The sequence below is a fragment of the Streptomyces sp. NPDC001617 genome (assembly GCF_053596855.1).
In genome coordinates this window covers 110573-124483 of the sequence record NZ_JBSFHA010000001.1, presented here as the reverse complement: position 1 = coordinate 124483, position 13911 = coordinate 110573, and the positions used below count along the sequence as shown (strand labels likewise).

The following is a 13911-nucleotide window of genomic DNA, read 5'->3' as shown; positions in this document are numbered from 1 at the left end:
CCCCACCGGGAGGAAGCCATGCGGGAGGTGCCATGGACGCTTCCGCCGCCGCCTCGCTCACCGCACTGCGCACCGCTCACGAGCGGTTCGTGATCTCCCCCGGCACACGACCGGAGGCACGGGGCCTGGTGGCCGACTCCTGGCGGCGCTGCGCGGAGTGCGGCGTACGCCCCGACGGCAGCCGTCTGCCGCCGCTGCGCAGGAGCGCCGAAGACCTGCGCGTCTACCGCGGCACCCATCCGCTGGCCGTGGCACTGCCGATGCTCCGCGAGGTGCTGGGCACCGGGGCGGCCGACGACGGGCATCTGTTCGCGATCGGCGACGCCGACGGAACCCTGCTGTGGGTCGAGGGCGACACCTCCGCCATCGGGCGCGCCGAGCGCATGCACTTCGCCGAGGGCGCCGTCTGGTCCGAGCGGCAGGCCGGCACCAACGCCCCGGGGACGGCACTGGAGTTGGGGCGCGCCGTCCAGATCGTGGCGGGCGAGCACTACAGCGCCGCCGTGCACGGCTGGTCCTGCGCCGCCGCCCCCGTGCGCGACCCGCGCACCGGCCGTCTCGTCGGTGTGATCGACCTGTCCGGTGGAGCGACGATCGCCACACCGCCCGCTCTGGCCGCGGTGCGGGCCGCAGCGCTGGCCACGGAGGCCGAGCTCGCCCGTGCACAGGGGGCGGGCCTGATCGTGGCGCCGTCCACCGAGGACGTCGTACGCCTCACCGCGCTGGGCCGGGACAGCGCCCTGCTGGAGTACGCCGGACGCGTCCACCGGCTCAGCCCGCGGCACAGCGAGATCGTGCTCGCGCTCGCGCTGGCCGGACGGGGCGTCACCGGCGACCGGCTCGCCGTCGACCTGTCGGAGCGGGAGGTGCCCGCCTCGACCCTGCGGGCCGAGCTGACGCGGCTGCGCGCCGCGCTCGGACCCGACCTGCTCGGGTCACGGCCCTACGCCCTGCTGCGCCCACTGCGTACCGACTTCGGCGAGGTGGCCGAGCTGCTCGCCGCCGGCCGGGTGCGCGAGGCGCTCGCCCGCTACCCCGGCCCGCTGCTGCCGCGCTCCGACGCCCCCGTGGTCGTGGAGCACCGGCGCTGTCTCGAACAGCAGCTGCGCGGAGCCGTGTTGGGCAGCGGCGACCCCGGGCTGCTGCGTCGCTGGGTGGACGCCGGCTGGGGCGGCGACGACGCACCGGCCTGGGCGGCGCTCGCCGGCACCCTGCCGGGGGGCTCGCCGCAGCGTGCCGCCGCGGCGGCACGGGCCCGTGCGCTGGGGTTCCGGACGACCGTCGGACCGCAGGTCGGACGGCATGCAGCGGTATTGCAGCGTTGCCGCTCCTAGCGTGATCGATATCAGAGCGATCGCCGAGATCGCACCGCATCCGATCGTCAGGACCGGATCGGCACCGAACGGAAGGGGACGGTCATGAAGTACGAGTCTCCGGGCAAGCCGGGCAGCCCGGTCGACGTGGCGCCACGCTACGAGAACTTCATCGGAGGCAAGTGGGAGGCACCCACCACGGGCCAGTACTCGCCCAACCTGTGCCCCGCCACCGCCAAGCCCATCTGCGAGGTCCCGAAGTCCGGACCCCAGGACATCGAACTCGCCCTCGACGCCGCCCACGCCGCCCAGGACAAGTGGGGCGAGGCCTCCACCGCCCAGCGGGCCGCGGTGCTCAACAAGGTCGCCGACGCCATCGAGGCGCACAACGAGGAACTCGCGATCGCCGAGAGCTGGGACAACGGCAAGCCGGTCCGCGAGACCCTGGCCGCCGACATCCCCCTGGCCGCCGACCACTTCCGCTACTTCGCGGCCGCGATCCGCGCCGAGGAGAGCTCGATCACCGAGATCGAGAAGGACCTGATCGCCTACCACTTCCACGAGCCGCTGGGTGTGGTCGGCCAGATCATCCCGTTCAACTTCCCGCTCCTGATGGCCGCGTGGAAGCTCGCCCCGGCGCTCGCCGCCGGCAACGCCACCGTCATCAAGCCCGCCTCGCCGACCCCGTGGTCGATCCTGAAGCTGATGGAGGTCATCGGCGACATCCTGCCGCCGGGTGTCCTCAACGTCGTCAACGGCCCCGGCGCCGAGATCGGCAAGGCGCTGGCCACCAACAAGCGCATCGCCAAGGTCGCCTTCACCGGCGAGACCACCACCGGTCGCCTGATCATGCAGTACGCGTCCCAGAACATCATCCCGGTCACCCTGGAGCTGGGCGGCAAGTCGCCGAACATCTTCTTCAACGACGTGGCCGCGGCCGACGACGACTTCCTCAACAAGGCCGTCGAGGGACTCGTCCTGTACGCGTTCAACAAGGGCGAGGTCTGCACCTGCCCCTCGCGCGCCCTGATCCAGGAGGACATCTACGAGGAGTTCATGGGGCGTTGCCTCGAACGGATCCGCGCCATCAAGCAGGGCGACCCGCTCGACACCGCGACCATGATCGGCCCCCAGGTCTCCCGGCAGCAGGTCGAGAAGATCGCCTCGTACGTCGAGATCGGCCAGAAGGAAGGCGCCGAACTGCTGATCGGCGGCCACCGGCCCACGCTCGACGGGGAGTTCAAGGACGGCTTCTTCTTCGAGCCGACCGTCCTCAAGGGCCACAACAAGATGCGGGTCTTCCAGGAGGAGATCTTCGGACCCGTCCTCGCGGTCACCACGTTCAAGGACGAGGCCGAGGCCCTGGAGATCGCCAACGACACGCTGTACGGCCTCGGCGCCGGCGTGTGGAGCCGCGACACCGGCCGCACCTACCGGATGGGCCGCGCGATCAAGGCCGGCCGCGTCTGGACGAACTGCTACCACCAGTACCCCGCGGGTGCCGCGTTCGGTGGCTACAAGGTCTCCGGCATCGGCCGCGAGACGCACAAGATGATGCTCGAGCACTACAGCCAGACCAAGAACCTCCTGGTCAGCTACAGCGACAAGCCGCTCGGGCTGTTCTAGGAGGAGTGCGGCGACATGCCCGAGAAAGCCGAGAACGGCACCGTCGGACGCGTCACCGCCACGCGGGCGGCACGCAAGGCCATCGCGGCCCTGTGCGCCGCCCGGGGCGGGCCGGTGATGTTCGTCCAGTCGGGCGGCTGCTGCGACGGCAGCGACCCGATGTGCTTCCCGGGCGACGAACTCGCCCTGGGAGACGGCGACATGCTCGTCGGCGTGGTGGAGGGCTGCACCTTCCACACGGACGCCGCACAGTACGAGGCGCTCGGCCGCCCGTTCTACGTCCTGGACGTCGAACCGGGCACCCCGGGCGGATTCTCCCTCGCAGCCGGGGACGGGCTGCACTTCGTGACCCGGGTCAAGGCGCCCCGGAACCAGACCAGTTGAGGAGAGGAACGATGAAGGCAGCAGTCGTCACCGACTTCGGCAAGCCCCTGGAGATCCAGGAGCTGCCCGTCCCCGAGCCCGGCCCCGGTCAGGTGCTCGTGAAGATGGAGGCCTCCGGCCTCTGCCACACCGACATCCACGCCGCCCACGGCGACTGGCCGGTCAAGCCGCGGCCGCCGTTCATCCCCGGCCACGAGGGCATCGGCCCGGTGACGGCCGTGGGCGAGGGCGTCTCCGCCGACCTCGTCGGCAAGCGCGTCGCCATACCGTGGCTCGGCTCGTCCTGCGGAACCTGCCGCTACTGCGTCTCCGGCTGGGAGACCCTGTGCGAGTCCCAGGTCAACTCCGGCTACTCCGTGGACGGTTGCTACGCCGAGTACGCCGTCGCCGACGCGGGCGCGCTCGTCAAGGTGCCCGACGGGGTGACGTCCTTCGACGCGGCGCCCCTGACCTGCGCGGGCGTCACCACGTACAAGGCGATCAAGGTCGCGAACGTGGTGCCGGCCGAACGCGTCGCGATCTTCGGCGTCGGCGGCCTGGGGCACCTGGCCCTGCAGTACGCGCGTCTCGTCGGCGGTCTGGTCACCGCCGTCGACCTGGAGCCCGACAAGCTGGGCCTGGCCCACCGGCTCGGCGCGGACCAGATCGTCAACGCCCGCACCCACGACCCGGTCGAGGAGATCAAGAAGGCCGGCGGCGCGGACGTCGCGGTCGTGCTCGCCGCCGCACCCAAGGCGTTCGAGCAGGCGTACCAGTCCCTCAACCGCGGCGGACGGCTCGTCATGGTCGCCCTGCCCGCCGACGACGCGTCGATCAACGTGCCGATCTTCGAGACCGTCCTGGGCGGCATCTCCGTCATCGGCTCCATCGTCGGCACCCGCCAGGACCTGAACGAGGTCTTCGCCCTGCACGCCGCCGGACGCACCCAGGTCATCGCCGAGACCCGGCGCCTGGACCAGGTCAACGACTCCTTCGACGAGGTGCTCGGCGGACGGGCCGAAGCCCGGCTCGTCTTCGAGTTCTGAGGCACGGGAGACCCCCGCGCCCCAGGGAGAGGCAGCAGATCATGCCAACCGTCACCGTAGGAGCCGTACGGGAACGGGCGCCCGGCGAACGCCGTGTCGCCCTCGTCCCCGAGGCCGTCACCCTGCTCACCCGCGCCGGCATCGACGTCCTCGTCGAGACCGGGGCCGGCTCCGGCGCCTGGTTCGCCGACGCCGACTACACCGCGGCGGGCGCCACCGTCGTACCCCCGGACGAGCTGTACGCACGCGCGGACGCCGTCCTGTGCGTCGGCCCGCCGGACGCCGAGACCGCCGAGTCGCTGCGCTCCGGGCAGCTCCTGATCGGGCTGCTCGAACCGCTGCGCCACCCCGGCCTGGTCAAGGAGCTGGCCGAGCGCGGGATCCGCACGGTGAGCCTCGATCTGCTGCCGCGCACCCTCAGCCGCGCCCAGTCCATGGACGCGCTGACCTCCCAGGCCAATGTCGCCGGCTACAAGGCGGCCGTGCTCGCGGCCCACTCGTACGACCGGTTCTTCCCGATGCTGACCACCGCGGCGGGCACCATGCGCCCGGCGCAGGTCCTGGTCCTCGGCGCCGGAGTGGCCGGGCTGCAGGCGATCGCCACCGCCCGCCGCCTCGGTGCCGTCGTCACGGCGTACGACGTACGCCCCGAGTCGAGAGGGGAGGTGGAGTCGCTGGGCGCCCGGTTCCTGGACCTCGCGAGTCTGCCACAAGGGGAACCGGGCGCCGGACAGGGCGGCTACGCACGGGAGTTGACCGAGGAGGAGCAGCAGGCGCAGCGCACGGCGCTGGACGCGCACATCGCCCGTACCGACATCGTCATCACCACCGCCCAGGTCCCCGGCCGCAAGCCGCCGTTGCTGGTCACCGCCGACGCCGTCGAGGCCATGAGGCCCGGCTCGGTGGTGGTCGACCTCGCCGCGAGCGACCTCGGCGGCAACGTCGAGGGCACCGAACCCGACAAGACCACCGTCCTCGACAACGGCGTCACGCTCATCGGCGCCGGCCGGCTGCCGTCCGCGATGGCGACCGCCGCGTCCACGGCCTACGCCCGCAACCTCGCCGCCCTCCTGCGCCACCTGGTGCGCGACGGCGAACTCGTCCTCGACCCGGCCGACGAGATCACGGCCGCGCTCACGGGCGATGCGTCACCGAAGGGAGGCGTGACGTCATGAACAACCTCGATCTCCTCACCGCGATCACCGTCTTCGTCCTGAGCGTCCTGGTCGGGGTCGAGGTCATCAGCAAGGTCCCCGCGACCCTGCACACCCCGCTGATGTCCGGCTCGAACTCCGTGCACGGCATCGTCGTCATCGGCGCGATGCTGATCGCCGCCGAGTCGCACACCTGGCTCGGCTATGTCCTCGCCTTCGCGGCCATGGTGTTCGGCGCCATGAACGTGGTCGGCGGATACGTCGTCACCGACCGGATGCTGGAGATGTTCCACGCCAGGCCCAGTGAGAAGAAGGAGGTGTGAGTGCCATGGACACCGTCTCCAACGCCGTCCACTACGTCTTCCTCGCCACGGCCGCCTGCTTCGTCCTCGGCCTGCACCTGATGAACCACCCGCGCACGGCCCGCCGCGGCAATACGATCTCCGCCGGCGCGATGGCCGTCGCGATCGCCGCCACCGTGTGGCTGGTGGCCCATGAGGGCACGATCAGCACGACCGGTTGGCTCGTGCTCGCGTCCGGAGGTCTCGTCGGCGCCGCGCTCGGCCTGTATGCCGCGCGCGAGGTCAAGATGACCGCCATGCCCCAACTGGTCAGCCTCTTCAACGCCGTCGGCGGTGGGGCCGCCGCGCTCATCGCGGTCAACGACCTGCTCCAGGCCGACCACCCGGCCACCCTCGGCGCGCGGGTCGCCCTCCCGGGCGCCCTGGACATCGTCATCGGCGCGGTCACCTTCTCCGGATCGCTGATCGCGGCCGGCAAGCTCCAGGGGGTCGTCTCCGGCGCGCCGGTGGTGTTCCCGGGAGCGCGTCTGCTGAACGTGCTGCTGCCGGCCTCGTTCGTCGTCGGCACGGTCTGGCTGGTGCTGGCCCCGGACTCCCTCGTGGCCCTGTACGGGCTGGTGGCCGTCGCCCTCCTCTTCGGCGTGACGATGGTGCTGCCCATCGGCGGCGCCGACATGCCGGTCGTCATCGCCCTGCTGAACGCCTTCACCGGTTCCGCGGTCGCGATGGCCGGCTTCGTCCTGAACGAGACCGCACTGATCGTCGCCGGCATGCTGGTCAGCTCCTCGGGCGGCATCCTCACCAAGCTGATGGCCGACGCCATGAACCGGTCGATCGCCAACATCGTGATCGGCGGCTTCGGCACCGGCGACAGCGCTCCGACGGTCGTCGGGGGAGGGGCGCAGGCCCAGGTGCGGTCGGTCTCCGCGGACGACGTGGCGATCCAGCTGGCGTACGCGAGCAAGGTCATCTTCGTCCCGGGCTACGGCCTCGCCGCCGCCCAGGCCCAGCACGAACTCGGCGACCTGGCCAAGCTGCTCACCGCCCACGGCATCGACGTCAGCTACGCCGTCCACCCCGTCGCCGGTCGCATGCCAGGACACATGAACGTGCTCCTGGCCGAGGCCAACGTCCCGTACACCCAGCTCAAGGAGATGGACGACGTCAATCCCGAGTTCGCGCAGGCCGACGTCGCCCTCGTGATCGGCGCCAACGACGTCACCAACCCGATCGCCCGCCGCCCCGGCAACGCGATCTCGGGCATGCCGATCCTCGACGTCGACCAGGCCAAGAGCGTCGTCGTCATCAAGCGGTCGATGGGTCACGGCTACGCCGGCATCGACAACGAGCTGTACACCGACCCGAAGACCGGCATGTTCTTCACCGACGCGAAGAAGGGACTGAGTGAACTCAAGGCGGCGGTCGGCGAGTTCGTCGGCTGACGCCCGGTGCAGTGAGGAGGCCCCCGATACTCGGGGGCCTCCTCACTGTCCGTGTCCGGGGCGAGCGATCGCCGTACGACACATATGCGCGCCTTGTCCGTTGGATGCATGACGTTTGGCCCGCTTCCCGGTACGCACCGGTGCCGTCCGACCGGCGGCCGGTCACAGTGAGTCCACCGTGACCGAAAAGGGGGACGTCATGCCGATGCTGCTGATCAAGGGTGTCTACAGGATCGTCGGAGCGAGTCCGGACGGGGACTCCGTGCGGTTCTACCCCGACGACCCGACCGAGTGGGATCTGCTGCGGGGCCGGCGGGTACAGCGCAACGCGGCGGGCGGTGCCCAGCTGCGGCTGGACGGCATCGACACGTTGGAGACCCACTACCGCCCGCCGCACGGGGCCGAGCTTCACCAACCGGCGCCCTACGCGGGGCAGGCGGCTCAGGAACTGCTCGACCAGATCGGTTTCCAGGACGTGCAGCGCAACGCTCATGGCATCGTCACCGCGGCCACGCCCGACTCCCGGCCCGGGTACATATACACCCGCAGCGCGGACGTGCACGGGCGGTGCGTGGCCTTCGCGGGTGTCGGCGAACCACCGGTCGCCGGTGGCACCTTCGTGAGGGTGGAGGTGTCCGACCTGCTCGAGACGCTGAACCACCACCAGCTCGCCCTGGGCATGGCCTACCCCACCTTCTACCGTCAGCTCTTCGTCGACCTCCGCGAGGAGATGACCGCCGTGACGCGACAGGCCCGCGAGAAGGGCATGGGCCTGTGGTCCGCCGACGTGACACAGACGGGAGCGCAGATCTCCGGCCTGAACTCGCTGACCAGCACCGCGGTGCTCCTGCCCAAGCTGTTCCGCCGCCTGGCCGACTATCTGGTACTCGGCGACGGAAACGCCGATCTGGCGGGATTCCCCGACTACTTGGCCCAGCGCGACGACCGGGTGCTGATCCTCTCGGCCGGCCAGTGGACGAGCTTCGACACCGTCGTCGAGGTGGCCGGGGACAGTGTGAAGCTCACCCACGCACCGGAAGACCTGGTCTTCGACGAGAAGTAGTCCGTCACTCCTCCGGCACCATCTCGATCGCCCCGCACGGACACTCGGCCGCGCACAGTCCGCAGCCCTTGCAGTAGTCCAGGTCGATGGCGAACCCCTTGCCCGGCCCCAGCTTGGTGATCGCGTTGTCGGGGCAGACGCCGTAGCAGTTGTCGCACTCGAAACAGTTGCCGCACGACATGCAGCGCCGGGCCTCGAACAGGGCCGTCGACTCGTCGAGCCCCTGCACCACCTCGTCGAACGTCGAGACCCGGCGGGCCAGTTCGAGGCGTGGCCGGACCGAGGCGGGTGCGTCGGAGTAGTACCAGGTGTTGAGCCGGTCGAAGGTCGCGGGCGCGTGCCGCGCGCCCGGATCCCAGGAAGTCCCGTGCAGATACGCGTCGATGTGCCGCGCCGCCTTCTTGCCGTGTCCCACGGCCACGGTCACCGTGCGCTCGGCGGGCACCATGTCCCCACCGGCGAAGATGCCCTGATGCCCCGTCATCAGACCGTCGGCCACCTGCACCATGCCGTGATCCACGGCCAGCTCCGGGACGTCCCGCAGCAGGGACAGGTCCGAGTCCTGGCCCAGTGCCAGCACCACACTGTCCGCCTCAAGCTCCTCGAACTCGCCGGTGGGCTGCGGGAATCCGGTCTCGTCGAGTGCCATCCGCTCGATGGTCAGCCGGCCCTCGTCGGCGTGCTTGATGGTGGAGAGCCACTTCATCCGCACGCCCTCCTCCAGCGCCTCCTCGACCTCGACGTCGTTCGCGGGCATCCGGTCCCGGGTGCGCCGGTAGACCACCACGGCGTCCGTGGCCCCCAGTCGGCGGGCGGTGCGGGCCGCGTCCATGGCCGTGTTGCCGCCGCCGTACACCGCGACCCTGCGGCCCAGCAGCGGCGGGCCCTCGCCCTCCATGCTGCCGAGCAGGGACACCGCGTCGAGGATGCGGGCGCTGTCCCCGGCGGGGATGTAGGCACGCTTGCCGATGCCCGCGCCCACGGCCAGGAACACGGCGTCGAAGCCGTCGTCCTCCTGCGCGGTGAGCACGTCGTCGACCTTCGCGCCGAGTTCGAGGGTGACGCCCAGCGCCACGATCCGGTCGATCTCCGCGTCCAGCACCTCGCGCGGCAGCCGGTAGCGCGGGATGCCGTAGCGCATCATCCCGCCGGGCCGGTCCTGCGCCTCACGGATGGTGACCTCGTGCCCCAGCAGCCGGAGGTGGTACGCGGCCGACAGACCGGCCGGGCCGGAGCCGATCACCAGGACACGCCTGCCGCTCGACTCCGACGGAGCCTCGACGGTCCAGCCCCGCCTGATCGCCTCGTCGCCCAGGAACCGCTCGATCGAGTTGATGCCGACCGCGTTGTCGACCTGGACGCGGTTGCAGGCGGTCTCGCAGGGGTGGTAGCAGACCCGGCCCATCACGGCGGGCAGTGGGTTGTCCCGCATCAGCTGTCGCCACGCGGCCTCGTAGTCGCCGCTCTCGGCGTGGTACAGCCACTGCTGGATGTTCTCGCCGGCCGGGCAGGCCTGGTTGCACGGCGGCATCCGGTCGACGTAGACGGGGAGTTCGGTGCGCCAGGCGCCGGTGCGGTTGGCCAGGCTGGAACCGACGTCCAGGGTGATCGCGAACGGCTTCTCCTTCACGACGGCGCCTCCTCGTGTGCCAGCAGCCCGAAACGGGCGATGTTGCGGTCGGCGGCCCGCTGCAGACGGGCGATGACATCCGTGCGGAGCTCCGGCCGGAAGAGATGCGCGTACCGCTTCTGCGGGCGCAGGTACTCCTCGACCGGCAGGTGGCGCCGGATCGGTGTGACGTCGGTGACCTCGCCGTCGACGGCCTCGAACACCGGGAAGAGACCGGTCTGTTCGGCCAGCCGCGCGATGCGCACCGTGTCGTGGGACGCCGTGCCCCAGCCCAGCGGGCAGGGCACCAGCACATGCAGATAGCGGGCGCCGCGCATGCCCATCGCCCGGTGCACCTTGGCCTCCAGGTCGCGCAGACCGGCGACGGTGGCGGTGGCGACGTACGGGATCTCGTGCGCCATCGCGATCAACGGCAGGCTCTTGCCCTGCCCGAAGGGGGCGCCGGGGTCCTCGCCGACGGCCTGGGTGGTGGCCGTGCGCGCGGTCGGGGGCGTGGCCCCGGAGCGCTGCACGCCGGTGTTCATGTAGGCCTCGTTGTCGTAGCAGATGTACAGCACGTCGTCGTTCCGCTCGAACATGCCGGACAGACAGCCGAGTCCGATGTCGACCGTGCCGCCGTCTCCGCCCTGTCCGACCACCCGGATGTCCGTGCGGCCCTTGGCGCGCAGTGCGGCGGCGACACCGGCCGCGACGGCGGGTGCGTTGCCGAACAGCGAGTGCAGCCAGGGGAGTTGCCACGAGGTCTCCGGATACGGCGTCGAGAAGACCTCCAGACAGCCGGTCGCGTTGACCGCGATGACCTTGCCGCCGGCCGCCCGCTGGGCCGCGTCCAGGGCGTACCGGGCGCCGAGCGCCTCGCCGCAGCCCTGGCAGGCCCGGTGGCCGCAGGTGAGTGCGTTGGAGCGGCCGGGGTCGGCCTGGTCGGACTGCGCCTCCGGGCCCAGCAGCCGGTTTCCGGCGGCGAAGCTGCCCACCTGGTAGAACTTGACCTGCGGTGCGCCGCTCATCGGTTGCTCCCCACATCACGCAGGATGTTCTCCGCCGACGGACCCGACCGCCTGGTCTTCGCCATCCGCGCCAACTCCCGCTCCACCAGCTCGGTGTTGAGGTCCAGGAACGTCAACTGCCCCAGCCGCCCGGCGATGGCGTCGTCGAACAGCCGGTGCAGGGACTGCTTGGTGATCGGCCGTCCGCCGAGTCCGGCGACCACGGTGTGGCCGTCGAGCTGGATGCCGGACAGCGCCGTGCGCACGTTCGCCGACACGATCCCGCCGATGCCCACCGCCAACGCCCGCTCCAGGACGACCACTTGACGAGCGCCGCCGAGTACGGCCCGCACCGCTTCCAGCGGGAACGGGCGGAAGGAGGTGATCGCCAGGGCGCCGATCCGCACCCCACGCTCGCGCATCTCGTCGACGACGTCGCACACGGTGCCGAACACCGAGCCCAGCGCCACGACGATCGTCTCGGCGTCCTCGCAGGCGTACGGATGTACCAGCCCGCCGGAGGAGCGGCCGAAGACCGTCCGGAACTCGTCGGCGATCCGCGGGATCGCCTCCAGCGCCTGCATCTGCTTGGCGTGCGCGAGGTAGCGCACCTCGGTGAAGGCGTCCGGTCCGACCATCGCGCCGATCGACACCGGCTCGTGCGGGTCCAGGATCTGACGGGGGTCGTACGGCGGCAGGAACGCGTCGACCTGTGCCTGCTCGGGCACCTCGATCCGCTCCCAGGCGTGGGTGAGCACGAAGCCGTCCATGCACACCATCACCGGCAGCGACAGCTCCTCGGCCAGCCGGAAGGCCTGCGGGTGCAGGTCGGCGGCCTCCTGGTTGTCACGGGCGTACAGCTGGATCCAGCCCGAGTCGCGCTGGGACATGGTGTCGCTGTGGTCGTTCCAGATGTTGATGGGGGCGCCGATGGCCCGGTTCGCCACCGTCATCACGATGGGCAGGCCGAGACCGGAGGCGTTGTAGAGGGCCTCCACCATGTACAGCAGGCCCTGGCTGGCGGTCGCGGTGTAGGTGCGGGCGCCGGCCGCCGAGGCTCCGATGCACATGGACATCGCGGCGAACTCGGACTCGACGTTGACGTACTCGCAGGGCTTCAGCGCACCGGACTTCACCAGGCGGCTGAGCTCCTCGACGATGTGGGTCTGCGGTGAGATGGGGTAGGCGGCGATCACCTCGGGACGGCAGTACGCCACCGTCTCCGCGACCGCGCGCGACCCCTCAGTCTGCTTGAGCACGGACGAGCTCCTCACGCTCGGTGCGGACATGGGCGTAGGCCTCCCGGGCCGCGGTCGCGTTGGCCGCGCCCAGCTCCCCGGGGAAGCGCTCCTCGATGGCCGCCGTCAGCGACTCGATCCGCACACAGCCGGTGAGCGCGGAGAGCCCGCCCAGCAGGACGGCGTTGGGGACCGGGCGCCCGAAGTGGCGCAGGGCGAGGCCGGTGGCCGGCACGGTGAGGGCGACCGCGTGCGGCACCGTTGCCGCGAGGTCGGCGAGGCCCAGCTCCTCGATCGGGCGGGCCGAGTTGATCAGCACGGACCCGTCGGCCCGCAGTCCCTCGAAGACGCTCACCTGATGCAGCAGCGTGGCGTCCTGGATCACCAGGGCGTCAGGGCGCATGACGGGCTCGCGCACCCGGATGGGCCGGTCGTCGATGCGGCAGAACGCCATCACCGGCGCGCCCGTGCGCTCCGAGCCGAAGCTGGGGAACGCCTGTGCGTGGCGGCCCTCCAGGAAGGCCGCCACCGACAACAACTCCGCGGCGGTGACGGCGCCCTGGCCGCCGCGGCCGTGGATACGGACCTGGAACACGGGGCTCTCCTCTCGGAGCCTGGGTCTTCTTGTCGTATCTCCGCGGCGGTCGGTCTGCGCAGGGGCCGAAAGTCCCTGGCGGGGTCGCGGCCACGCGGCGGAGCCGCATATCGACACAGCCCCGTGCCCCAGGAGGGGCGCGGCACGGCGCCGGGCTTCACAGGTGCGGCACGATCGCGACCGGGCAGCGGACGCGGTGCATCATCGCGTGCGCCACCGGCCCGGTGTGTGTGCCGATCCTGCCCGGGCGGGTCTTGCGGCCGACGACCAGCAGCCCTGCCTCGGTCGTCGACTGCAGCAGCTGCTGTGCGGGGTGCCCGTCCTCCACCCGCTCATGGACCTCCACCGTCGGGAACTTCTTCCGCCAGGGCCGGACCATCGCGGCCAGCTCCTGTTCGGCCGTCTTCTCCGCGGCGGCGTTCACCTCCTCGCCGCCCGGACCGGGCAGACGTGACGGCTGCCACGTGTGCACCACCCGCAGCGGAGCGTTGCGCAGAGCCGCGCTCTCGAAGGCGAACGCCAGGACCTCCTCGCACGGATGCGCGGTGTCCACACCGACGACGACCTCGCGGTACGGCTCATGCGCCGACGGCCGGCCCTCGGCGTTGGGGACCCGCTCGTCCGCCGGAGTCTGATCGGCGCGCACCAGCACCACCGGCCGCATCACATGGGCGACCGTCGCCAGTGCCACGGATCCGGCCATGAAGCCGCCGAACCCACTGAACGCGCGGCTGCCCAGCACCAGCAGCTCGGCTTGGCCACCCGCCCTGACCAGCGCCTCCGCGGCGGGCCGGGCGATCTGGTCGGCGCTCAGGGAGACCTGCGGGTACTGCTCGTTGATCCGGTCCATCGCGCCACGCAGGATGCGCCGCGCCCAGTAGCGTGGCGCATCCAGCTCCGGCAGTTCGGACGCGTCCGAGGACAGCCCCTCGTACGCGTGCACCAGCCGCAGCGGCAGCCCGCGCCGCAACGCCTCCCGGGCGGCCCAGTCGGCGGCGGCGAGGCTCTCACGTGAACCGTCCAGTCCTGCGACAACGGGGCGCAGCATGATCGACTCCTCCCGGGGCGATGCCCGCGCGGTCCGTTCCGGCACGAGCCTCCACTCTCAGCATCCGTACGCGGGCGACGGCCCGGGCAGGGGCTGCGTGGCCTC

The 13911-nt window shown here is 71.3% G+C and carries 13 protein-coding genes; 8 read left to right on the top strand and 5 right to left on the bottom strand.

What is annotated here, in order from left to right:
- The first annotated feature begins 32 nt into the window (after positions 1-32).
- The 8 genes from ACWC09_RS00620 to ACWC09_RS00585 all read left to right on the top strand — a co-directional run bounded on the left by ACWC09_RS00620 (position 33) and on the right by ACWC09_RS00585 (position 8309).
- On the top strand, positions 33-1334 hold the full coding sequence (locus ACWC09_RS00620; RefSeq protein ID WP_450847066.1) for a GAF domain-containing protein: 1302 nt from the start codon (positions 33-35) through the stop codon (positions 1332-1334).
- Positions 1335-1418: 84 nt separating this feature from the next.
- A complete protein-coding gene (locus ACWC09_RS00615) occupies positions 1419-2939 on the top strand; it encodes an aldehyde dehydrogenase family protein (protein ID WP_450847065.1) in 1521 nt (506 codons plus the stop codon).
- A gap of 15 nt (positions 2940-2954) precedes the next feature.
- Entirely contained in the window at positions 2955-3323 is a 369-nt protein-coding gene (locus ACWC09_RS00610) for a DUF779 domain-containing protein (protein WP_450847063.1), read from the top strand.
- An 11-nt stretch (positions 3324-3334) separates the two neighbouring features.
- Positions 3335-4348, top strand: coding sequence for a zinc-dependent alcohol dehydrogenase (locus ACWC09_RS00605; RefSeq protein ID WP_450847061.1), 1014 nt, complete (start codon positions 3335-3337; stop codon positions 4346-4348).
- A gap of 41 nt (positions 4349-4389) precedes the next feature.
- Positions 4390-5523: an NAD(P) transhydrogenase subunit alpha gene (locus ACWC09_RS00600; protein ID WP_450847060.1), complete on the top strand. Its 1134-nt coding sequence runs from the start codon at positions 4390-4392 to the stop codon at positions 5521-5523.
- Positions 5520-5825, top strand: a complete 306-nt coding sequence (locus ACWC09_RS00595) for an NAD(P) transhydrogenase subunit alpha (protein ID WP_450847059.1) — start codon at positions 5520-5522, stop codon at positions 5823-5825. The genes ACWC09_RS00600 and ACWC09_RS00595 overlap by 4 nt, the downstream gene beginning before the upstream one ends.
- 5 nt (positions 5826-5830) lie before the next feature.
- Positions 5831-7246: an NAD(P)(+) transhydrogenase (Re/Si-specific) subunit beta gene (locus ACWC09_RS00590; protein ID WP_450847057.1), complete on the top strand. Its 1416-nt coding sequence runs from the start codon at positions 5831-5833 to the stop codon at positions 7244-7246.
- Between the two features lie 178 nt (positions 7247-7424).
- Complete coding sequence (locus ACWC09_RS00585; RefSeq protein ID WP_450847055.1) at positions 7425-8309, top strand: nuclease; 885 nt, start codon at positions 7425-7427, stop codon at positions 8307-8309.
- Between the two features lie 4 nt (positions 8310-8313).
- On the opposite strand, the gene ACWC09_RS00580 is transcribed toward ACWC09_RS00585, so the two are convergent.
- From ACWC09_RS00580 to ACWC09_RS00560, 5 genes are all read right to left on the bottom strand, one after another.
- Positions 8314-9939 carry an NAD(P)-binding protein gene (locus ACWC09_RS00580; RefSeq protein ID WP_450847054.1) on the bottom strand — a complete coding sequence of 542 codons (1626 nt, stop codon included), beginning with the start codon at positions 9937-9939 and terminating at the stop codon, positions 8314-8316.
- A complete protein-coding gene (locus tag ACWC09_RS00575; RefSeq protein ID WP_450847052.1) occupies positions 9936-10946 on the bottom strand; it encodes a thiamine pyrophosphate-dependent enzyme in 1011 nt (336 codons plus the stop codon). Before ACWC09_RS00575 ends, ACWC09_RS00580 begins: the two co-directional genes overlap by 4 nt.
- Positions 10943-12184, bottom strand: coding sequence for a pyruvate ferredoxin oxidoreductase (gene porA, locus ACWC09_RS00570; protein ID WP_450847050.1), 1242 nt, complete (start codon positions 12182-12184; stop codon positions 10943-10945). The genes ACWC09_RS00575 and porA overlap by 4 nt, the downstream gene beginning before the upstream one ends.
- Positions 12168-12758, bottom strand: coding sequence for a 2-oxoacid:acceptor oxidoreductase family protein (locus ACWC09_RS00565; RefSeq protein WP_450847048.1), 591 nt, complete (start codon positions 12756-12758; stop codon positions 12168-12170). The genes porA and ACWC09_RS00565 overlap by 17 nt, the downstream gene beginning before the upstream one ends.
- A 157-nt stretch (positions 12759-12915) precedes the next feature.
- Positions 12916-13806: a universal stress protein gene (locus ACWC09_RS00560; protein ID WP_450847046.1), complete on the bottom strand. Its 891-nt coding sequence runs from the start codon at positions 13804-13806 to the stop codon at positions 12916-12918.
- Positions 13807-13911: the final 105 nt, after the last annotated feature.

Excerpts from the sequence above, each read along its gene's own strand:
- ACWC09_RS00575 (WP_450847052.1), bottom strand. The coding sequence starts at position 10,946 with ATGAGCGGCGCACCGCAGGTCAAGTTCTACCAGGTGGGCAGCTTCGCC.
- ACWC09_RS00560 (WP_450847046.1), bottom strand. The coding sequence starts at position 13,806 with ATGCTGCGCCCCGTTGTCGCAGGACTGGACGGTTCACGTGAGAGCCTC.
- ACWC09_RS00610 (WP_450847063.1), top strand. The coding sequence starts at position 2,955 with ATGCCCGAGAAAGCCGAGAACGGCACCGTCGGACGCGTCACCGCCACG.
- ACWC09_RS00615 (WP_450847065.1), top strand. The coding sequence starts at position 1,419 with ATGAAGTACGAGTCTCCGGGCAAGCCGGGCAGCCCGGTCGACGTGGCG.
- ACWC09_RS00600 (WP_450847060.1), top strand. The coding sequence starts at position 4,390 with ATGCCAACCGTCACCGTAGGAGCCGTACGGGAACGGGCGCCCGGCGAA.
- ACWC09_RS00595 (WP_450847059.1), top strand. The coding sequence starts at position 5,520 with ATGAACAACCTCGATCTCCTCACCGCGATCACCGTCTTCGTCCTGAGC.
- ACWC09_RS00590 (WP_450847057.1), top strand. The coding sequence starts at position 5,831 with ATGGACACCGTCTCCAACGCCGTCCACTACGTCTTCCTCGCCACGGCC.
- ACWC09_RS00620 (WP_450847066.1), top strand. The coding sequence starts at position 33 with ATGGACGCTTCCGCCGCCGCCTCGCTCACCGCACTGCGCACCGCTCAC.
- ACWC09_RS00605 (WP_450847061.1), top strand. The coding sequence starts at position 3,335 with ATGAAGGCAGCAGTCGTCACCGACTTCGGCAAGCCCCTGGAGATCCAG.